We start from the raw sequence: 20,178 nt of genomic DNA on the forward strand, positions 1-20,178 counted from the left end.
GCAGGCTCCTCAGGGTATGGGTTACAGCGTGCCGGCGACGGCCATTTTCAGGTAGCTGTCGTCAAAGTGCAGTTTGATATTGCTGCTGTCGCCCTGCGTAACGTTGCCGGGGAAGCTCATGCCGATAAAGTCGGCGCTCTGCGCGCCGTCGCCGAGCAGCCCTTTCTCAAAGGAGAAGTTCGCTACGCGCTGCATGGTTTTCGCCAGCTCGGCATCGCTGACAAATTTCAGATTGTCGGCCGGGGTGTAAAACAGGTGGGTGGTTTTCAGCTGGGCCTGGTAGCCGGGCAGATCGGTACCGGAGGCCTGCGCCATCGCGCTGAGCGCGGCTTTATCGCCCGCTTTCATCTGCGCCATCATTTCATACCAGGCCCCGGTCAGGGCTTTGCCAAGCGCCGGGTTGTCTTTCAGCACCGCGCTGTTGACCACCATCATGTCGATTAGCTCGCCGGGCACCTGTGAGGACTCGAAGACTTCCGTGGTGTCGGGCGTGTTTTTGATCGCCGACAGCTGCGGATTCCACGCCACGGCGGCCTGCACGCCGCTGGTGGCAAAGGCGGAGACAATGTCGGCATCCGAGGTATTAACCACCGTGACGTCTTTTTCCTGTAATCCGGCTTTTTCCAGCCCGCGCACCAGCAGGTAATGGGACACCGACAGCTCAGGCAGATAGACCTTCATCCCTTTCAGGTCTTTCAGGGTTTTGCCTTTCCCTTTCAGCACCACGCCGTCGTTGCCTTCGGAGTAGCTGCCGAGGATCAGCGCGGTCGAGTCCACGCCCCCGGCGGCCGGAATGGTCAGCGCATCCATGTTGGTCATGGTGCAGCCGTCAAACTGACCGGCGGTGTACTGGTTGATGGATTCGATGTAGTCGTTGAGCTGGGTAACGTGGATTTTAATGCCGTATCTGGCCGCCCATTTGTCGATGATCCCGGAGCTGGCAATCTGGCCCCACGGCATCCATCCGGCATAGATGGTCCAGCAGACGTTAAACTCTTTTTTCGCGGCGGCCTGGGCTGGCACGCTGACCAGCGCGCTGACGCTGAGAAGGCAGATGCTGAGGATGTGGGATAATTTCATTGTAACCTCGGTGTTGGCGGAATATACGGGGCAGCGCGACACCGGTGGTGTTGCTGTCTCCCGGGCTTTTATCCCGCCGTGTAACCCCTACCGAGGTCGCCAGCTCTCGGACCAGTCATCCACTGCGTGGACCGGAACCCTAGCCTGCTATTGTGATCGGTTATCTGTGTAACGCTGCTGCTGTGAATAACAGAGCAAGAGTTATGCCAGAATGGTTTTTACGATAAAACAGTGGGTTATCGTTAACGCTTTACGCATAACGATCGCAGATGGGGCATCATTTTCTGGCAGAGTGCCTCAGAAGTGTGCAGTGTGGAGTAAACGCCCGTCTCATCTTATCTACAGGCCGGAGAATCATGACACAGTCTGAACAGTTACGTAAAAAAGCGCTGATCGCCGGTGCCGTCGGCAACTTTATTGAGTGGTATGAGTTTGCGGTTTATGGTTTTCTCGCCACGGTGATCGCCCGCAACTTTTTCACCCTGCAGGGGGAGTCCGAGCTGACGGGGATTATTCTCACCTGGGCCTCCTTCGCCATTGCCTTCTTCTTCCGTCCGCTGGGTGCGATGGTATTTGGCCGCATTGGCGACAGGATCGGCCGCAAGCCGACGCTGGTGGCAGTGCTGATCCTGATGACCCTGGCCACCGCCGCCATCGGTCTGGTGCCGGTCTATGCCTCCATCGGCCTGGCCGCCCCGCTGATCCTTACGCTGCTGCGGATCCTTCAGGGCCTGTTTGCCGGGGGCGAGTACGGCGGTGCCGTCTCCCTGATGACCGAGTTCGCGCCGAAAGGAAAACGCGGCCTGTACGGCGCGTGGCAGTCGCTGACCGTCGCCTTTGGCCTGCTGGCCGGGGCCGCGATGGTTGCCGTGCTGACGGCAACCTTGAGCAGCGAGGCGCTGCACAGCTGGGGCTGGCGCATTCCGTTTCTGACGGCGCTGCCGCTGGGGCTGGTTGCCCTGTGGCTGCGCATGCAGCTGGAAGAGACGCCGACCTTCAGTCAGGCAAAAATGTTACCTGATGCCCCGCAGGGGGGACTGGTGTTCCGGGTGATCCTGCTGGGCATTGGCCGCGTGATGGTCTGGTCAGCGGCGGGTTATACCTATCTGGTGGTGATGCCCACCTATTTACAGTCGGTGCTGCATACCGGGCTGAACCAGGCGCTGGTGATTGCCGTGCTTTCCAATATTGGTTTTGCCCTGACCATCCTGCCTGCCGGGATGCTCAGCGACCGCCTGGGACGCCGCAACGTGATGGTGTTTGCCAGCGTGATGCTGCTGATTTTTGCCTGGCCACTGCTGAAGGTTTTACAGATGCCGGAGGTCGGCATGGTGGTGAAATGCCTGGTGGTGCTGTTTGCCGGGGGGCTGGTGGGTCTGCTGGCCGGTCCGGGACCCGCCATGCTGTCGGAGATGTTTCCCACCCACGTGCGTTACACCGGGCTGGGGCTGGCTTATTCGCTGTCCAACGCCCTGTTCTCCGGCTGCGCGGGGTTGATTATCAGCGGGCTGATAAAGCAAACCGGCAATAATGATATTCCGGCGTTTTACGTCATGGCGACCGCCGTTGTCAGCATCGCCGCGCTGATGACGCTGCGGGCCGACGATCACCGCCGGGCGCTGGATGACTGAACCGGTGAACCGGTTAGCGGCCACGGGGACAGGTCCTGTCCCCGATATGATGAACGACCGCCTTTAACAGGTTGGGATCTGGCGGAGGGTAACGTCATCACACCCTGCACTTCCATTTGAGCGCATTTAACAGCAGGTAACTGCCGGTGGTGCAGGCGGCCATCCCTGTCACACGCAGCGGATGATAGGGAAACCACAGGAACAGCAGAACACCCATGACGGATAAATAGACAACACTCCCCCAGCGCCAGGGAATAAAGGCAATGATGAATAACGCGGGTAAGGCAAGGTAATAAAAATAAAAAGCGACAAACCTCAATCCCACACTGCGGTGGGAGACTATCTGATAATGTTTCGCATACCACTCATGTAATGTCTGATAGCCGACAACCATCAGCACCGCACAAACCATAAAAATCGCTACTCTGATGGCGTTACTTTTAATCCCATAATTCATTGTTCAAACTATTCCGAAAGCAGAGCGATAAGCGACGTATGGCGGGATTTTATCAGACTTCTGGCTCCTGTCACGCGGTGCCATGCCATTAAACAATACTGAGCGGCACTCATGCTCACCCTGCCGGTCCGTTAAACAAAACCGAAAACGTTCTGTAAGGCCGGTGCAGGTGAATCTGGTCCCCCGGCTCAAAATAACCAGCTCCAGCTCCGTGGCAATGCCCATTTTAGATGCGGAATTATATGCCTCCCACTGAGTAAAACATCGGTATGGAGTGCAGTAATGTAGAGACAACTTGATTCATGGGGGATTCAGTCAGGAATAATAGTCACGCTACCTTTATCATCACGCTTTAACAGCTGCTTCCAGCAGGTCGCTGGCTTCGTCGAAGCGCCTGTACCACTTCATGGTGGACTCTTTATCAAACTGCAGGTTTTCGTATTCGGAATAGAAATGAAGAGAGCGTGACCCATTGAAGCGTACAGGTTGGATAATCTGATTGACCTTCACCAGCAGCGGAGGTAAACCCTCGGCTTTCATTTCGCCCAGTGCGGGTGGCAGGTCACCCGCTTTGAGAATGATACCGCTACTGTAGGGAAGCAGGCTGATCTCGGACGTTTTAGCCAGACGGTGCTTTAGCTTTTCTGCACCACCCAGTTTCTCCAGCCACGGTGTACCAAGAATGGTATACCAGCAGGCACCTTTCAGACTAAGGGCTGCACCCCCTCCCTCAAGAGTACCAATAGAATCGACCATGACGCCGGAAAACCGCTGCGCCAGAGCAAACTCATAGGGGAACATTCTTTCACGAGCATAGGGGAGAACAAAGGACAGCCCCGCATAACCATTTTCCACCGCGAAAGTGTTACATAGCCACCTAATCCATGCTTCATATCGCATTTTTCCATCAGGTTCTTTCAACAGTGATAGCGGAAACGTTAACTTAATCACGGAGCGGTCATTGTCATTTTGAAAAATCCGTTCCCCCATAATCAAAATACTATAATCAGGAGCCAGAAAATCTTTATCTGCACTTCCCAGATACCAGGAGAAAATCTCTTCCGGGGTTGAGTCGAGGATTTCCTGACGTTTTTTAGCGTAATTATTAGCAGTAATACCCACCCAGTTTCTGGTTAGATGTTTCTTCAGATGGGGCTTAAACTCCGCATAATACTTATCCACACACTCCACCATCCTGCGGCGAACCTCTGGCGTATGTCCGTCTTTAAAGAACACCGTAATTATCAGGCCAAGATTAATTGCCGGGCTGCCGTCTTTGTACTTTACCGATGCTTCCGGTAGCCATTTTTCGATGTAGTTCAGTTCAAAACCTTCCATTTCCATTATCGCTCCTTAGTGAACCTGCAGCTGCCCCTGAAAACCTCAGGCTAAGCTGCCCGGTGCTGATGTTCACGTTCTTTGCCGTGGCCAGCCTAACGTCCCCGACGTGCCGGCTGAAAGGCATTCTGTAAAAGATGCGCCTGAAAATAGTTTTTCAGTGGGGGCTTAATCAGGAATAATAAACACGCTGCCTTCGTCGTCACGCTTCAGCAGCTTCCAGCAGGCGCGGTGCTTCTTACCGTATTTATCCTCATACTCCGGCATCTTCTGCCCTTCACGCGTCTGGATATATTCGGTGGCACCGTTAACAATCGCCGCCCACTCTCCGGCATGGGGGGCAACTTTACCGGTCCAGCAGGTAATACGTACCGGGTCGTATGATTTCCCGCTCTCCTCTTTATCCAGCAGGTCGCTGGCTTCGTCGAAGCGGGCAAACCATTTCATCGAGGACTCTTTATCAAACTGCAGGTTTTCGTATTCGGAATAGAAGTGCAAACCTCTGTGACCATCGTAGCGAACAGGACGTATTATCTGATTCACTTTTACCAGCAGCGGCGGTAACCCTTCGGCTTTCATTTCGCCCAGTGCGGGTGGCAGGTCACCCGCTTTGAGAATGATACCGCTACTGTAGGGAAGCAGGCTGATCTCGGGCGTTTTAGCCAGGCGGTGCTTTAGCTTTTCTGCACCACCCAGTTTTTCCAGCCAGGGTGTGCCGATGATGGTATACCAGCAGGCACCTTTCAGCCACTCAGCGGCTTCACCGCCTTCCAGTGTGCCAAGAGAATCGACCATGACGCCGGAAAACCGCTGCGCCAGAGCAAACTCATAGGGGAACATTCTTTCACGAGCATAGGGGAGAACAAAGGACAGCCCCGCATAGCCACTTTCCACCGCGAAAGTGTTACATAGCCACCTAATCCATGCTTCATAACACTTTTTACCGCCCGGTGTTTTCAGCAATGATAACGGAAGCGTTAACTTAATGACTGAGCGATCATTATCGTTGTGGTAGATACGCTTCCCCATGATGAGAATACTATAATCAGGAGCCAGAAAATCTTTATCTGTACTTCCCAGATACCAGGAGAAAATCTCTTCCGGGGTTGAGTCGAGGATTTCCTGACGTTTTTTAGCGTAATTATTAGCAGTAATACCCACCCAGTTTCTGGTTAGATGTTTCTTCAGATGGGGCTTAAACTCCGCATAATACTTATCCACACACTCCACCATCCTGCGGCGAACCTCTGGCGTATGTCCGTCTTTAAAGAACACCGTAATTATCAGGCCAAGATTAATTGCCGGGCTGCCGTCTTTGTACTTTACCGATGCTTCCGGTAGCCATTTTTCGATGTAGTTCAGTTCAAAACCTTCCATTCCCATTACCGCTCCTTAATACGCCAGTAAACCTGCGGCTGCCCCTGAACCGAGGATTAGCGCCAGCTTGTCCCAGGCAGTTATCGCCAGTCGCACAATAAGCAAAAATATTTCGATAACGGCTGCCGGTATCCCCAGATAAATCACCGCCGCCGCAATACCGACCACCACCACGATAACGCCCACCGTTTTGCCCACGTCCGCCAGCACCTGCACCCAGTCCACCTGCTTCAGCATCTCCAGCGTCATATCGGTCGCCTGCTGAACCGTTGCCCACGCCGAGCGGATCTGCTCATTGCTCCACTCGGCCACGTATTTACCCGTGCGGCTGAACCAGATCCAGCTTTCCTTCCCCTGCCGGTAAACCCACTCGCCGCTGTCGTTCAGCCAGCCCGCCGTTTTTTTCAGCGCCCGGCGCGTCTCTTTTGACAGCGCATTCCAGCCTTCGGCCACGCCGCGTATCGCGCCTTCGCTCAGGTCGGCCACCGCTTTACCGGTCCAGGTCCAGGGTTCGACCCGCGCCGCAGCTGGGGTGGCGGGCGGGCGGGGAATAAAAATCGGCGGGTAGAGAAACAGCGGCCAGTATTTTGCCCCGCTGGTTTTCCAGGCCTTCATCGTCACGTTGACCACCTGATCCACCCACTGCTGCTCTTCCGGACGGCAGTCGTGGATTTCCAGTATGGTCATCCGGCTCCTTTCCCTGCCAACAATCTGCATATATTCATCGTATTGATCTTCATAAAGTTCATCTCCCGGAAACTTCACCTCCACCAGGCGGGCCAGGTTATCAGCGTGCATCTGACCTTCAGTATCCGGCCCCGCCAGCCCCGGCCAGCGATCCTGCCTGTTCTTCACAATAATCACATCCGGGCGGCGGTAAATCCCTTTCCCCGGCACCGGGAACCTGTTGGTAGTATGACGCCTGCCGGGACCGTCTTTTTCCAGCAAGGTACTGCTGAGAAACGGGCGCGGCGGCGTGGTGCGCATGTCAAATGACACCTCGGCTTTGTAATTCCAGTAAAAATCACGGGCGATTTCGTCAAGCCTGATCAGACTGCTCATCAAGATTTGCTTCAGGTTCATCCGGTAACTTCTGGTCTGTCCTTTGCGGCGAACCTCCGCCGACAGGTCGGGAAAACGCATTGCATACTCGACTTTGATATGCAGGTACTGACGGTTTCCCGCAGTTGGCAGGCGCGACTGCTTCTCAACCATTTCGATGCCTGTGGTGGTACAGTCCCACGGCTGGTTATTTTTCCCGGTGAGAATATCGGGTGTAGCTGTTGGTGAATCGGGCAGTTCCATTATGATTCCCTCTCCCTGAGTTCAGTTTCCAGTTGCTGCGCATCGGTTTCGCCGATAAACCACATAGTTTCTTCTGGCTGTGCGGGTTTCACCAGCACGTGCAGATCCACATCTTCCGCCGCGCGGGTATAAACCGGCACGGTTCGTCCTTCACCATCACTGTAGCCCGCTGCCGTCTGCCCGGACGGGGTGGTAAGACGATAAGGTGCATTCACTAGAATGCTGCCGTTTTTATCCTGTAGCTGGTAAAGCGCCGAGTAGATATAAGCAGTGCCCATCCGCGGCATCGTCAGCGGCATATTCTGCGCGGGCCGCTTCGACGTTCTTTTCACCCTGCGCTGGTACACCCCCGTCGTGCCATATTCTATCCTGCACCCGTCTATCCTCAGGTAGCTGCCGCCGCCCATCAGCGTGATGCGCTTCTTCCCGGCGAACAGGATGTCTTCGGTTGAGGTGAGCGTGAACTTCTTCTGCGCAAAGAATTCCAGCCCGCCATTCTGCGCCTGCATCTCCACCGGCCCTTCACCCGACTTCAGGCTCAGCTGCCCCGTTCTGGCAAACAGCCCGATTTTCTCCCCCGCCAGCGCCGTCATATTGCCCATCACCCCGGCGCTGATGTCGCCCCCGGCGTTGATAACCACGTTGTCCGCGGCGGCCAGCTGCATATCCTCGCCGCTGGTAAACGCCATGCCTTCCGGGGCCGAGAAGTGCAGGATTTCATTCAGCGGCTTCAGCCGCTGCTCAAACATCGCTATCTGCGCCTCGGTGTCCGCCTTCAGCGCTTCGGCCTGCTGTGCCGCTGCCTGGAGCTGTTCAAGCTGCCGCTCAAGCTGCTCAATCTCCTTCAGCGCCGCCTCCATATCCAGCACCTGACCCTTGCCCTCCGGCTGCGCGTCGGCGCTGATGAACAGCCCACCGCCCGCGCGCAGCGTGCCGTGCTCGTCGGTGCGCAGCTCCACCCCGCTGCCGCGCGGCTTCTCCCGTGCGTCGACGATATGCCCGGCGCTGAGCTGGGTTTTGCCATATTCGGTCGCCAGCTTGATATGCTCTTCCCCGCGCTTATCCTCCATGCGCAGCTTGTTGTTGGCCGGGGTGCGCAGCACGTTGCGCGTGTGGTTGTCCCGCGCCACGGGGTCCGGGTGCTCAGAGTCGTGCAGGGCGTGGGAAATATACGGCAGGTCGATGTCGCCGTTGCCGTAAGCAATGGCGACCTCGGTGCCGTCGATAAGCGGGGCGTGCCAGCCGTAGTCACTTCCGGCATACGGCTTCGCCATGCGCAGCCACAGGGACGCGTAGCCCTGCCCGCTGTCTGCCCGGTCGAAGTCCAGCCGCACCCGGTAGCGCCCGTGCCCGTCCAGGTGCGCGTAGATATCGCCCTTCTCGCGGCTTTCAATCCGGGCGGGCAGCGCGCCGTGAATTTCCGGGCGCGCCGGGCAGGCGGGCCGGAAGCAGTAGCGTTCGGTGTAAGGCTGGCCCCACACCGAGACGTGCAGCCGCGAGTCCCGTGAGCCGGTAAAGGTCGCCAGCGTGATGATGACGCCCTCCTGCAGCGCCCTGATGATATCGCCCTGCGGCTCCAGCACCTGGCCGGGGGCAAGATGTGAGGCGTTGCTGAACAGGTGAATGCGCGCCGACTTGTTCAGCTCGCGCTCGTGAGCGATGCGCGCATAGAAGGCACCGCTTTCGGTTTCCGGCTCCGGGTCGGTATCGTCCCCGGCTTCGCGGTACGGCGGCCCGGCGTAGCAATACTGCTGCCCGGTGGTCACCGCCCCGCTGCGCGCGGCCACTCTGGCCTCCTGCGGCGTGCCGGCCTCGCGGTAGTTGTAGTGCTTCGTCTGCACCATGCCGCTGACCACCTCGTTCCAGGTGCGCACGCCCCACACCGACGCCTGCGCCAGCAGCCAGGACGGCTCCTGATACGGCAGCGTGACGTCAAACACGTACTGCAGCTGGCTGTCGCCGAAAATCACCACCTCCAGCTCCGTCTTCTGGTTCATCTCAAAGCGGAACCAGATGCCGACCTCCGCCAGAATACGCTGAATGAATTCCAGGCCGGTCTCGCGCCACTGGGTGATGACCTCGCGGTCCGGGTACTCGCGGGACAGGCGGAACTCAAAGTCCGGCCCCTCCAGCCCGTGCTGGCGCAGCACCTGCTCCACCACCTCCGGCACCGACTGGTTCTGGAATACGGCACACTGGCGGGTGCGGGACAGCAGTGAGAGGCGGGGTTCAAGCGTTGCAGCGTAGCGGGTTTCGTCAGCGGAGGTGGACAGGCGCTCAAAGTGGCTGATGATGCCGTGCACCGCTTTGCCGTCGCGCATGTGGAAGCTGGCGAAGCGCATCAGCACCTGTTCAGGCCGCACATCCCCCGGTGGTGCGGTGAACTCTATCGTCCAGCGGAATGGTTCGCTTAGCGCCTCACGGCCTTTGAACCTCAGCACGTCCGGTCGCAAAGTGCTTCCCGTGATATCTAGCGCGTAGCAGGCGCACATTTCAACAAGGGTATTCCGGTTATCCATCACCGACTCCTTATACTGCTCCATTTCAAGTTTCAACAGTCCTGGACTGCATCCCTAATCATAAAACCTGACAGACAGGGTCACTTAATACCCCTGGCAAAAAAATGGTTTTGATCAACCGGGATCTTACATTGTATGACTTAAGCAAAACTCGCTTTTTGTAGTTAAATTTGCCAGCAAACTGCCAGATTCGATAACAGCCATCATTCAGATTAACGCCGCTGGCGGAACACTATGCACGCCGGGTTGTGGACTCAGGGCCGCCTCCAGCAGCGCCCTGGCAATATTTTCCGCCGGGTTGAGGCGCATTCTTTTTGGTAACAGTGGCCCTGCCACGCGCAGCACGCGCATCATCAGCGATTCCAGGGGGCGCACCTCCTGCCGCTGTCCGCCAATCAACCCCGGCCGCACCAGCGTCAGGGAAGCAAACGCCAGCCGCGCCAGATCGCGCTCCAGCTCGCCCTTAACCCGGTTATAGAAAAAGCGTGAGTCCGTGTCAGCTCCGGCCGCCGAGTTGAGCACGCAGGTGGCGGCCCCCTGCTCTTTAACCCGCCGGGCGAACGCCAGCGGGTAGTGGTAGTCCACGCGTTTAAACGCCTCGCGGGTGCCGGCCTGCTTCATGGTGGTGCCGAGCGTGCAGATCATCGCATCGGCCTGCCACCAGGCTTCTCCCTGGGGCAGATTGTCGAAATCCACTATCGGGGCCAGCAGCCGGGGGTGTGCCGGCAGCGCGCGCCTTACCGGAGCCACTACCGAGGTCACCCGCGCATCGGCCAGCGCCAGGCGCAGGACGTGTCCGCCCACCAGTCCGCTGGCTCCGGCCAGCAATAATTTCATCTCAGGCTTTCCCGCCCAGCCGAGCAATCGCCTGCTCCACCGGCGTGGTGCCGTCGGTCAGCTCAATGATCCTGTGCGTCACCTGCGGCTGTTCCACCAGGGCAACCAGGGCGGCAGCCACGTTATCACGCGCAACGTTGCCGTAAGGAATAGCCAGCCCGGCGCTCACCTTACCGCTGCCTGCGTCATCCACCAGCGTACCGGGCCGTAAAATCACCCAGTCGAGATCGCTGGCAGCCAGATGCACATCGGCCTGCTTTTTCACCGCCATATAGTTCTCAAAGGTGTCGGACCCGGTTTTTCCGCGCCCGGCTTCCGGAAACGCCGAGACCAGCAGAAAACGTGTCACCCCGGCCTGCTCTGCGGCGGCGACCGCCAGCTCCAGTCCTTTGCCATCAATCGCATTGGTGGTTTCTTTACCGCCTTTGCCGCCCGCGCCGGCGGTAAAAATCACGCTGTCGCAGCCGCGCATCAGTGCGGCAAAATCGCCTGCGCTGAGTGCCGTCAGGTCACCCTGTACCGTCGTCGCGCCGAGATTTTTCAACTGTTCAGCCTGTTCACTGTGACGATGAAGCCCCACCGGCTGGTGCCCGCGTTCTGCCAGCTGGCTCACCAGACGGCGGCCAATGTTACCTGCAGCACCAATAATAAATACCTTACTCATCGCTATCTCCTGAACATGAACCAGCTTCAATCTTAGCGTATTGATGGTGAAGCGCCTCGCACTTCAGGTCATTCTTAAAGGAAAGGGTCAGGGGGAGAGAAAGAAGTCGCGCCTGGCGCTGATGATGTAAAGGCGGCCTCAGCCGCCCTTGTTTAAGCGAGATAAAACACCGGTGTCAGCTCGGCGCTCACCGGGCTGTGGTCCGCATTCGAGGGCATCAACTCAGACATCGACTGCCACCAGCGCTGACATACCTCCGTTTGTGCCACCGCATTCCAGCGCTCCTCTGACTCAATATCCACCACGGCAAACAGCAGATTGCGCGGCGCGTCGAGGAAAATACTGTAATGGTGCGCTCCGTGCTCCTTCAGCGTCTGCGCCAGCTCCGGCCATATGGGATTATGCCGCTGCTCGTATTCCTGATGTTTATCAGGATGCACCTGCATGACAAACGCCTTACGAAACATGATGGTGCTTCGCATCCAGCGCTGCGCGCCAGGGTTTCACGCCAAAACGTTCGCCCAGCGCCATCAGTTCGTCGGTGGTAATACTCTGCCTCATGCCGCCCATCGACAGCACTTTCACCACCACTTCGGATGACTTCTCGGCGGTATCAATCAGGCCGAAAGTTTCGTCGAGCGTCGGTCCGGCACCGAATATCCCGTGGAACGGCCACATCACCAGCGTGTGCGACTCCATTTTTTTCGCCGTCGCACTGCCGATGCCGTCGGTGCCCGGCACCATCCACGGCACAATACCAACGCCGTCCGGGAACACCACCAGGCACTCGGTGCTGCCTTCCCACAGCAGGCGGGTAAAGCTGGCAGAGTCGAGATCCACCACATAGCTCAGCGCCATAAAGTTCGTGGCGTGGCAGTGCATAATCACGCAGTCAGCGCCGTTGGTGACGGTTTTACGCACGCTGTGCGACTGGAAGTGGGAAGCCAGCTCGGAGGTCGGAACGCCACCATGGGTCAGGCCCCAGTAAATGGTAAAAGCGCGCCCGTCGGCACTGACGCGCAGCAGCACCAGACAGTCCGCCGGGTCAAGCTGTACGTTGCGGAAAAACTTACCGGAACCGGTGACCAGGAACCAGTCGTTAGCCAGCAGGGGGGCTGGCTGGCTCAGTTCCAGCGTGCGCGGTTCGCGGTCAAAATCGGCGGCAAACGGCTGGACTTCTTCGTCCAGCAGGCGCAGCGAAACGTTACCGCCGTTGCGTTCGTCCCAGCCCTTCAGCCACATATCCGTGGTCGCTTTCACCATTCCCTGGACAAACCAGGAGTTGAGAATCTGTTGCATGTGTTTACCCTTAACGTTGGCTGAGAATCTGTTGTTCGTAATGGCGGACATCGCCTAACCAGCTGGCACCGGCCGGAACGTCGTGGCGCAGACACCAGGCTTCCCACACCGCCTGCCATGGCAGGGATTTTTGCTCTTCCAGCAGCGCCAGGCGCGCCGTATAGTCGCCGTCGTTTTCCAGCTTTTTCAGCATATCGACCGGCTCCAGCAGCGCGCGCAGCAGCGCCTTCTTGGCGTTACGCGTGCCGATCACCCAGGCCGCGATGCGGTTGATAGAGGCATCAAAGAAATCCAGGCCGATATGCACTTTGTCGAACAGACGCTGACGCACGATTTCACTGGCGATCGCCTGGGTTTCATCATCCAGCAGCACTACGTGGTCGCTGTCCCAGCGTACCGGGCGGCTGACGTGCAGCAGCAGGCGCGGAACATACAGCATGGCGGTGGAGATCTTGTCGGAGATCACCTCTGTGGGATGGAAGTGACCGGCATCCAGCGTCAGCGCCGTCTGGCGGCTGGCGGCATAGCCGAGGCAGAACTCATTCGACCCGACGGTGTAGCTTTCGGCACCAATCCCGAACAGTTTGCTCTCTACCGCATCAATATGATGGGCAGGGTTCAGCTTTTCGCTAATGACTTCATCCAGCGAGGCCATCAGGCGCTGGCGCGGAGCCAGACGATCGACGGTCAGGTCTTTCATACCGTCCGGCACCCAGATATTCATCACCGAGGCGGAGCCGAGCTGCTCACCAAAATACGCCGACACCCTGCGGCTCGCCTGGCAGTGCTCAATCCAGAACTGGCGGATCTCTGCGTTAACGTGCGCGAGGGTAAAGCCATCGGCGCTCAGTTCGTGCGAGAAGCAGCTGGGGTTAAAATCCAGCCCCAGCTGACGGTCACGCGCCCAGGCCACCCAGCCCGCGAAGTGCTGTGGTTTGATTTCATTACGCGCAACCGCCTGTTCACTCTCCAGATAGATCGCATGGAGATTGAGACGTTTCGGGCCGGGGATCAGCGCCATCGCCTGATCGAGGTCAGAACGCAGCTCCTCCACGTTACGCGCCCGGCCGGGATAGTTACCGGTCGCCTGAATGCCGCCGGTCAGTGCGCCCTGCGGGTTTTCAAAGCCCCGCACGTCGTCGCCCTGCCAGCAGTGCATGGAGACGGGCATCTGGTCGAGCTGTACCAGTGCAGCTTCTACGTCTACGCCGATATCGGCGAAGCGCTGTTTCGCCAGGGCGAAAGCCTGTTCAATGGCCTGTGTCATATACAAAGCTCCTTTGCTGAAGAGGTCAGTGACAGGAAACGCGCCTGATGGCGGCGAAACACATCACTACCGTGAGAGTCAAAACGAATAAGGGGGAAATGGCCGGCCAGCTGCTGGCGGAAGGCGCTGACGTCCTTCACGGCCCCGGCAGCAATCAGCTGACTGCCGATGTTGCCGAGGGTGGATGCCTCAACCGGACCGGCAAACACCGGAATGCCACAGGCATCCGCACACAGCTGGTTTAAAAACGCATTCTGGCTGCCGCCGCCCACAATATGCAGCTGGCTGAAACGCTCACCGCACAGGTGCTCCAGCTCCTGCAACACCTGGCGGTAACAGAACGCCAGACTGTCAAAGATGCAGCGCGCCAGCTGCGCCGGGGTGGACGGCACCGGCATACGCTGCTCCGCGCAGGCATCCTGAATTTCACGCACCATGCTGGACGGGTTAATAAAGCGGTCGTCATTCGGGTTAATCAGCCACTGACAGGCGGGCTGCTGTCCGGCATCGGAGATCAGCTGGCAGAGGTCGTTAATTGCCAGCTCGTCCTTCACCCGCTGCAGCAGCCACAGGCCCATAATATTTTTCAGCACGCGAAAGCGCCCTTCGGCCCCGCCTTCATTGGTGATGTTGGCATCCTGTGCGGCCTGGCTGGTGAAAGGCTGAAGGCTTTCAAAGCCCATCAGTGACCAGGTCCCGGAGCTGAGATAAGCGGCGCTGCCGCCGGACAGCGGTGTCGCCAGCACCGCACTGGCAGTATCATGAGTGGCCACCGCCACCACCGGGATGGCGTTGCCTGACGGGCTGGTCCACGCCCCTACCCGCTTACCCGGCTGGGAAGGCTGACCGAACCAGGCCGGGTTAGCCCCGCTCCAGCGCAGCAGCTCTGTGTCCCACTGCCCGCTGGTGATATTCAGCATCTGCGTGGTGGTGGCGTTGGTATACTCCCAGTTGAGCTCCCCGGTCAGGCGATAGTGCAGATAGTCCGGGATCATCAGCGCGTGGGCCACCTGCGCCAGTTCTGGCGCACTGTCGCGGCACAGCGCTTTCATCTGATACAGCGTGTTAAACGGCAGAAACTGGATGCCGGTACGCTGATAAATGGCCTTGTGGCCCAGTTCACGGCAGGCCTCAGCCATCACCCCGTGGGTGCGGTCATCGCGATAGGCAACCGGCAGCCCGATACGCCTGCCCTCTGCATCCAGCAGCACATAGTCAACTGCCCAGGTATCAATGCCGATGCTTTCCGGCACAATGCCCTGACGGTCAATGGTTTCCAGCCCGGCAAGAATGAAGTTTTCCAGCGCGTCGAGATCCCAGCACTGGCGGTTATCCATCGTCACCAGCTGGTTTACGCAGCGGCTGACTTCATTGAGCGTAATGGCACCGGTCCGGTCGTCGTGGCTGGCCAGCATAACGCGGCCGCTGGAGGCGCCCAGATCGATAGCGACAAAATGACGAAGGCTCATGTGATAGCTTCCTGATGATTCGATGCCACCAGTGTAAAAGAGCCGGGGTTTGCTACCTTCTTGCCACTGCCAGCCAGGTGTGAGCGCTGGCAAAACGGCAAAGATGAACGTGAAGTGGTTCACAGTTCGGTGGCTTGCTCCTTTTCTGTCGGGGTGTGATGCCCCCCGCATTTCTCACACTTGCCCACGCCTTTCTTAAAAAAATCACCGGGATACCGTTTTTCCGTGTCAAAAATTCAAGGTGCCGGAATACCGTGCTGCGTAGACTCTGTTACTGAACTGTTAAAGAGGAAGCCATCATGACCGTGTTACACAGCGTTGATTTTTTCCCGTCAGGGCACTTCCCGGTCGCCATTGAGCCTCGTGCGCCGCAGGGCGTGTTCCCTGAACACTATCATGACGATTTTCACGAGATTGTTATCGTCGAACAGGGTGCCGGCATTCACGTGTTTAACGGCCAGTCACAGCCATTGTGCAGCGGCTGCGTCTGCTTTGTGCGCAGCCACGACCGGCACTTATATGAACAAACCGAGAATCTGTGTCTGACCAACGTGCTGTACCGTGGGCCAGAATCGTTTCGCTTTCTCGCCGGGCTGCAACACCTGCTGCCCCAGGAGCAGGAAGGCCATTATCCGTCGCACTGGCGCATTGGTAATAAGGTGCTGGCACAGGCGCGGCAGCTCATCGATCAGCTGGAGGCGCCGCACGCCAGCCACAGCCTGGCCAGCCAGGCCGAGCAGGAGATGCATTTTCTGCGCCTGCTGGTGCTGCTGCGCCAGGGCTGTAGCGCGGAAACGACGGACGATCAGGATGGACGCCTGCGGGCGCTGCTGGACTGGCTGGCGGATCACTACAGCGAAGACGTTGACTGGGAGGCTCTGGCAGACCGTTTCTCGCTGTCGCTGCGCACGCTGCACCGTCAGTTAAAACATCAGACCGGCAGCACGCCGCAGCGCTATCTCAACCGTCTGCGCCTGCTGGAGGCGCGCCACCTGCTGCGCCACAGCGAACTGCGCGTCACGGATATCGCTTTTCAGTGCGGTTTTGGTGACAGCAATCACTTTTCTACGCTGTTTAAGCGTGAATTTGGCTGCTCTCCGCGTACACTGCGACAAAATGACTGATGAGGTGACCCGTGACCGCTCTCCTGCGCCTGGCAAAAGCTGACTATCTGCCGTCTGAACAGATGCCGGTAGCCGTTGCTGAACGCACCTCCCAGCCCTCTTTCCCGCCTCATGTGCATGAGTTCAATGAAATCGTACTGGTGTGGCGTGGTAACGGCCTGCACGTGATGAATGATCGTCCGTGGCTGGTCACCTGCGGGGATATCTTCTATCTGCACGCTGACGACTGTCACAGCTATGAGTCGGTTAATGAACTGGCGCTGGACAACATCATCTACTGCCCGGAGCGTTTCCAGCTGAGCCTGGACTGGCAGCAGCTGTTGCCGCCGCGTGACGCAGCCGCCTGGCGTTTAACCACGCGCGGTATGGCACTGGCCAGGGGGGTGATAAAGCAGCTGGAGCAGGAGAGCCGCAAAAGTGACCTGCTGTCGCGTCAGCTGACGGAAGCGCTGTTTTTGCAGCTGGCGCTGGTGCTGCAACGCCACCGCTATGCCTCCGATCGCGCCTGGCAGATGCCCGAAGGGGAACAGCTGGATCTGCTGATGGCCGCTATTCAGGGGCAGATTGCCGCGCCCTTTGATCTCGCCACGTTCTGCGCGCAGCACCAGCTGTCAGAGCGTGCTCTCAAGCAGCTGTTTCGCCAGCAAACCGGGATGACCGTCGGCCACTATCTGCGCCAGCTACAGCTGTGCCAGGCCAAACATCTGTTGCGCACCAGTGACAGCCTGATTGGCGAAGTCGCCGCGCGCTGCGGCTTTGATGACAGTAACTACTTTTCCGTGGTCTTTACCCGTGAAACGGGCCTGACGCCGAGCGCCTGGCGCCAGCGGTTTGTTCCTTCAGCTCACTCCCGCCATCTCGCTTAAATTTTTTTCCTGTCCTGGCCTGTACAATTAGGGGCCGGTCTTCCGGCCCCTTCACGGTTACGAGACCATGCCCAGCCCGACAATATTTGCCGCCAGGATAATCACAAAACAGCCGACGCTCAGCACGCGTACCGGTGTGCGCCCGACGTTTTTCCACTCTTTAAGTAACAGCCCCACCAGACCGCCGCACAGCACGTAGAAGCTCATATGCAGCATCCAGCTCACGAAGTCGTACTGGACCGGGATGCTGGCGTGACCCCAGGCGTAGAAGAAGAACTGCAGATACCACATAGTGCCGCCCAACAGCGACAGCGCAACGTTGGCGATCAGCACCGATTTCACCACGGAGAAATCCGCTTTCACCGACAGGTCAGAACGGGTTGCCAGGCGCACAAAGCAGAAACCGAGGTTCACCAGCGCCCCGCCGCCCATGATCACCACATAGCTTGGCAGCGCCACGTACAGCGGGTCGATGCCCAGCGCGGCCGCCGCGTCGTGCATCGGCTTGGCGGCGTCCATGGCAAAGGACATTCCGGCGGAGAAGATGCCGCACATCACCGCCAGCACCAGCCCTTTTTTCAGGTTGAACTCTTCGGCGGTAATTCCCATCGCACGTTCTTTTAACAGACCGGCACGTGAGACAATAGCCACGCCGATAAGCGCCACCAGCACCCCCAGCAGCGTCATCCGCCCCCCGGCAGAGCTGAACAGCTCAACAAACCGGCCCTGTAACAGCGGCGTCATTAACGTGCCCACCACCAGGGTAATCCCGATGGCAATCCCGATGCCCATCGACATGCCCAGGTAGCGCATGGTCAGACCGTAGTTGATGTTACCCACGCCCCACATGGCGCCAAACAGGAACACCGGCATCAGCTGAGCAAGGGAAAAGGAGCTGTAGTAGGCCCAGAAGTTCGGCAGCAAAATAGCGCTGACCGCCCAGGGAAGAACGATCCATGACATGATCCCACCAACGGACCACATGGTTTCCCATGACCAGTGACGGACTTTCTTAAAAGGTGCATAAAAGCAGGCGGCGCTGGCGGCCCCTACCAGGTGCCACATAATGCCGGAGACGATGGCTTCATTCATTTTTTGCTTATCCTTCGTTGTTGTTTGCCCTGTATGACGAAGGAGTCTACGGAGAATGCGACCTGTTCAACCTTACGCTGGCTGCCCCACTGAGGCCAAAACTGGCAAAATCCAGCGCCTTCCACCGACCGCTGTCACAAATCAACGATCTCAGCTCTAGCCATCTGTTTAAACAGCGTTTTTCTCTAAGCTGCTCATATTCATCACTAAATATAAAAAATGCCAGAGCCGACAGCGGGTTCTTGCCGTTTTTGCCAGCCAGCTCTCATTGATGGCAGCCAGATCAAGGTGATTCCCTGCCCGCTGATGCATCTTCCAAAGCCTGCAACAGTAAAAACGCTGTCTGTTAACAACCCTATAAAAAGTGTGTCACGGAGAACCTGCCCATGAATCCTGTTCAGCAACAGATGTATATCAACGGTGAATTTGTTGAAAACCGCGCCGATCGCTGGATCGAGGTGATCAACCCGGCTACGGAGGCGCTGCTGTCGCGTATTCCTGAAGGCAGTGCGGAAGATGCGCAGCGTGCCATCGATGCCGCGGCCGCGGCGCAGTCCGGATGGGAAGCCTTACCCGCGGTGGAACGCGGCCGCTGGCTGCATAAAATTGCCGCGGGCGTGCGCCAGCGTGCCGCAGAGCTGACGGCTACTATCGTCGCGGAAGGGGGGAAAACCCAGGAGCTGGCGGAAACGGAAGTGTTGTTTACCGCTGACTATCTGGACTATATGGCCGAATGGGCGCGCCGCTACGAAGGGGAGATCGTGCAGAGTGACCGCCCGCAGGAAAACATCCTGGTGTTTAAAAAAGCGATTGGCGTCACGACGGGGATTTTGCCGTGGAACTTCCCGTTCTTCCTGATTGCGCGTAAGGCCGCTCCCGCCCTGCTGACCGGCAATACTATCGTGATCAAACCGAGCGAGCTGACGCCGAATAATGCGATTATTTTCGCTGAGATTGTGCACGACATCGGCCTGCCGGCCGGGGTGTTTAACCTGGTCACCGGCTATGGCCCGGTGGTGGGCCATGAACTCGCCGCTAACCCAAAAGTTGGTCTGGTCAGCCTGACCGGCAGCGTGGGTGCCGGAGTGGCCACCATGCAGGCGGCGGCGAAAAATATCACTAAAGTCTCGCTGGAGTTAGGCGGCAAAGCGCCCGCCATCATTATGAATGATGCGGACCTCGACCTGGCGGTAAAAGCCGTGGTTGCCTCGCGCATGATCAATACCGGGCAGGTGTGTAACTGTGCGGAGCGCCTGTACGTGCAGGATGGCGTCTATGACGAGGTGGTTGAACGCCTGAGCGCGGCCTTCAAAAAAGTCACCTGGGGCGATCCGGCAACGCAGAAAGGGCTGGATATGGGGCCTCTGATTACGGCCGCGGCTTTACAGCGTGTTGAGCAGAAAGTGGCGGATGCCGTGGCGGCGGGGGCGAAGATTGTCACCGGCGGCAGACGCGCCGGGGAGACGGGCTTCTTCTTCGAACCCACGCTGCTGACTGACGTTGAGCAGCAGATGAATATTATGCAGGAAGAGACGTTTGGCCCGGTGCTGCCGGTCATGAAGTTCAGCACGCTGGACGAGGCAATTGCGCTGGCCAATGACAGTGAATATGGCCTCACCTCCTCTATTTTCACTCAGAATATCAACACGGCGATGCTGGCGCTGAAGCAGCTTAAATTTGGGGAAACCTACATTAACCGCGAACATTTCGAAGCGATGCAGGGTTTCCATGCGGGATGGCGAAAGTCGGGTATTGGCGGTGCCGACGGCCGTCACGGTCTGGAAGAGTATCTGCAAACGCACGTCGCATATCTGCAATATCAGTAATATCACCCTGCCGTCGCGGGTTGGCCG

17 protein-coding genes and 1 riboswitch are annotated in these 20,178 nt (G+C 58.0%); of the genes, 4 read left to right on the forward strand and 13 right to left on the reverse strand.

Translation table 11 applies throughout. From position 1 onward, the window contains the following. Positions 1–21 precede the first annotated feature (21 nt). A complete protein-coding gene (locus ABEH87_RS03940) occupies positions 22–1,080 on the reverse strand; it encodes a putative urea ABC transporter substrate-binding protein (protein ID WP_346574078.1) in 1,059 nt (352 codons plus the stop codon). Between the two features lie 55 nt (positions 1,081–1,135). After that, a riboswitch (guanidine-I (ykkC/yxkD leader) is annotated at positions 1,136–1,234 on the reverse strand. A 202-nt stretch (positions 1,235–1,436) separates the two neighbouring features. Here ABEH87_RS03940 and ABEH87_RS03945 point away from each other — a divergent pair. Beyond that, on the forward strand, positions 1,437–2,711 hold the full coding sequence (locus tag ABEH87_RS03945) for an MFS transporter (RefSeq protein ID WP_346574080.1): 1,275 nt from the start codon (positions 1,437–1,439) through the stop codon (positions 2,709–2,711). Positions 2,712–2,808: 97 nt separating this feature from the next. Here the strand turns inward: ABEH87_RS03945 and ABEH87_RS03950 are convergent, their stop codons facing one another. From ABEH87_RS03950 to rhaB, 11 genes are all read right to left on the reverse strand, one after another. Beyond that, on the reverse strand, positions 2,809–3,168 hold the full coding sequence (locus tag ABEH87_RS03950) for a hypothetical protein (protein WP_346574082.1): 360 nt from the start codon (positions 3,166–3,168) through the stop codon (positions 2,809–2,811). A 345-nt stretch (positions 3,169–3,513) separates the two neighbouring features. Continuing rightward, complete coding sequence (locus ABEH87_RS03955; protein ID WP_346574084.1) at positions 3,514–4,512, reverse strand: DUF3396 domain-containing protein; 999 nt, start codon at positions 4,510–4,512, stop codon at positions 3,514–3,516. A 162-nt stretch (positions 4,513–4,674) separates the two neighbouring features. After that, positions 4,675–5,889 (reverse strand): DUF3396 domain-containing protein, encoded by a 1,215-nt coding sequence (locus tag ABEH87_RS03960; RefSeq protein WP_346574086.1) that lies wholly within the window; start codon positions 5,887–5,889, stop codon positions 4,675–4,677. A gap of 9 nt (positions 5,890–5,898) precedes the next feature. Beyond that, positions 5,899–7,188, reverse strand: coding sequence for a VRR-NUC domain-containing protein (locus ABEH87_RS03965; RefSeq protein WP_346574088.1), 1,290 nt, complete (start codon positions 7,186–7,188; stop codon positions 5,899–5,901). After that, positions 7,188–9,707, reverse strand: coding sequence for a type VI secretion system tip protein VgrG (gene vgrG / locus ABEH87_RS03970; RefSeq protein ID WP_346574090.1), 2,520 nt, complete (start codon positions 9,705–9,707; stop codon positions 7,188–7,190). Before vgrG ends, ABEH87_RS03965 begins: the two co-directional genes overlap by 1 nt. A 207-nt stretch (positions 9,708–9,914) precedes the next feature. Further along, a complete protein-coding gene (locus ABEH87_RS03975; protein ID WP_346574091.1) occupies positions 9,915–10,544 on the reverse strand; it encodes an NAD-dependent dehydratase in 630 nt (209 codons plus the stop codon). Between the two features lies 1 nt (position 10,545). Next, on the reverse strand, positions 10,546–11,208 hold the full coding sequence (locus tag ABEH87_RS03980; RefSeq protein WP_346574093.1) for an NAD(P)-binding oxidoreductase: 663 nt from the start codon (positions 11,206–11,208) through the stop codon (positions 10,546–10,548). 152 nt (positions 11,209–11,360) lie between these two features. Continuing rightward, a complete protein-coding gene (gene rhaM / locus ABEH87_RS03985) occupies positions 11,361–11,675 on the reverse strand; it encodes an L-rhamnose mutarotase (RefSeq protein ID WP_346574095.1) in 315 nt (104 codons plus the stop codon). Then, positions 11,665–12,507, reverse strand: coding sequence for a rhamnulose-1-phosphate aldolase (rhaD, locus tag ABEH87_RS03990; RefSeq protein ID WP_346574097.1), 843 nt, complete (start codon positions 12,505–12,507; stop codon positions 11,665–11,667). The genes rhaM and rhaD overlap by 11 nt, the downstream gene beginning before the upstream one ends. Before the next feature lie 10 nt (positions 12,508–12,517). Continuing rightward, complete coding sequence (locus ABEH87_RS03995) at positions 12,518–13,774, reverse strand: L-rhamnose isomerase (protein ID WP_346574099.1); 1,257 nt, start codon at positions 13,772–13,774, stop codon at positions 12,518–12,520. Continuing rightward, positions 13,771–15,243 (reverse strand): rhamnulokinase, encoded by a 1,473-nt coding sequence (gene rhaB / locus ABEH87_RS04000; protein ID WP_346574101.1) that lies wholly within the window; start codon positions 15,241–15,243, stop codon positions 13,771–13,773. Before rhaB ends, ABEH87_RS03995 begins: the two co-directional genes overlap by 4 nt. A gap of 299 nt (positions 15,244–15,542) precedes the next feature. On the opposite strand from rhaB, the gene rhaS reads away from it, so the two are divergent. Continuing rightward, positions 15,543–16,367 carry an HTH-type transcriptional activator RhaS gene (gene rhaS, locus ABEH87_RS04005; RefSeq protein ID WP_346574103.1) on the forward strand — a complete coding sequence of 275 codons (825 nt, stop codon included), beginning with the start codon at positions 15,543–15,545 and terminating at the stop codon, positions 16,365–16,367. An 11-nt stretch (positions 16,368–16,378) separates the two neighbouring features. Then, complete coding sequence (gene rhaR / locus ABEH87_RS04010; protein WP_346574105.1) at positions 16,379–17,233, forward strand: HTH-type transcriptional activator RhaR; 855 nt, start codon at positions 16,379–16,381, stop codon at positions 17,231–17,233. Positions 17,234–17,290: 57 nt separating this feature from the next. Here the strand turns inward: rhaR and rhaT are convergent, their stop codons facing one another. Next, a complete protein-coding gene (rhaT, locus tag ABEH87_RS04015; RefSeq protein WP_346574107.1) occupies positions 17,291–18,325 on the reverse strand; it encodes an L-rhamnose/proton symporter RhaT in 1,035 nt (344 codons plus the stop codon). Positions 18,326–18,711: 386 nt separating this feature from the next. Between rhaT and aldA the strand changes: the two genes are divergently transcribed. Then, a complete protein-coding gene (gene aldA / locus ABEH87_RS04020) occupies positions 18,712–20,151 on the forward strand; it encodes an aldehyde dehydrogenase (RefSeq protein WP_346574109.1) in 1,440 nt (479 codons plus the stop codon). The last annotated feature ends 27 nt before the right edge of the window (positions 20,152–20,178 follow it).

This window comes from Erwinia sp. Eh17-17 (genome assembly GCF_039675725.1).
GTDB lineage: Bacteria > Pseudomonadota > Gammaproteobacteria > Enterobacterales > Enterobacteriaceae > Erwinia.

Bases quoted from the DNA above. Each gene is read 5' to 3' on its own strand.
- ABEH87_RS03940 (WP_346574078.1), bottom strand. From the start codon at position 1,080: ATGAAATTATCCCACATCCTCAGCATCTGCCTTCTCAGCGTCAGCGCG.
- ABEH87_RS03945 (WP_346574080.1), top strand. From the start codon at position 1,437: ATGACACAGTCTGAACAGTTACGTAAAAAAGCGCTGATCGCCGGTGCC.
- ABEH87_RS03950 (WP_346574082.1), bottom strand. From the start codon at position 3,168: ATGAATTATGGGATTAAAAGTAACGCCATCAGAGTAGCGATTTTTATG.
- ABEH87_RS03955 (WP_346574084.1), bottom strand. From the start codon at position 4,512: ATGGAAATGGAAGGTTTTGAACTGAACTACATCGAAAAATGGCTACCG.
- ABEH87_RS03960 (WP_346574086.1), bottom strand. From the start codon at position 5,889: ATGGGAATGGAAGGTTTTGAACTGAACTACATCGAAAAATGGCTACCG.
- ABEH87_RS03965 (WP_346574088.1), bottom strand. From the start codon at position 7,188: ATGGAACTGCCCGATTCACCAACAGCTACACCCGATATTCTCACCGGG.
- vgrG (WP_346574090.1), bottom strand. From the start codon at position 9,707: ATGGATAACCGGAATACCCTTGTTGAAATGTGCGCCTGCTACGCGCTA.
- ABEH87_RS03975 (WP_346574091.1), bottom strand. From the start codon at position 10,544: ATGAAATTATTGCTGGCCGGAGCCAGCGGACTGGTGGGCGGACACGTC.
- ABEH87_RS03980 (WP_346574093.1), bottom strand. From the start codon at position 11,208: ATGAGTAAGGTATTTATTATTGGTGCTGCAGGTAACATTGGCCGCCGT.
- rhaM (WP_346574095.1), bottom strand. From the start codon at position 11,675: ATGTTTCGTAAGGCGTTTGTCATGCAGGTGCATCCTGATAAACATCAG.
- rhaD (WP_346574097.1), bottom strand. From the start codon at position 12,507: ATGCAACAGATTCTCAACTCCTGGTTTGTCCAGGGAATGGTGAAAGCG.
- ABEH87_RS03995 (WP_346574099.1), bottom strand. From the start codon at position 13,774: ATGACACAGGCCATTGAACAGGCTTTCGCCCTGGCGAAACAGCGCTTC.
- rhaB (WP_346574101.1), bottom strand. From the start codon at position 15,243: ATGAGCCTTCGTCATTTTGTCGCTATCGATCTGGGCGCCTCCAGCGGC.
- rhaS (WP_346574103.1), top strand. From the start codon at position 15,543: ATGACCGTGTTACACAGCGTTGATTTTTTCCCGTCAGGGCACTTCCCG.
- rhaT (WP_346574107.1), bottom strand. From the start codon at position 18,325: ATGAATGAAGCCATCGTCTCCGGCATTATGTGGCACCTGGTAGGGGCC.
- aldA (WP_346574109.1), top strand. From the start codon at position 18,712: ATGAATCCTGTTCAGCAACAGATGTATATCAACGGTGAATTTGTTGAA.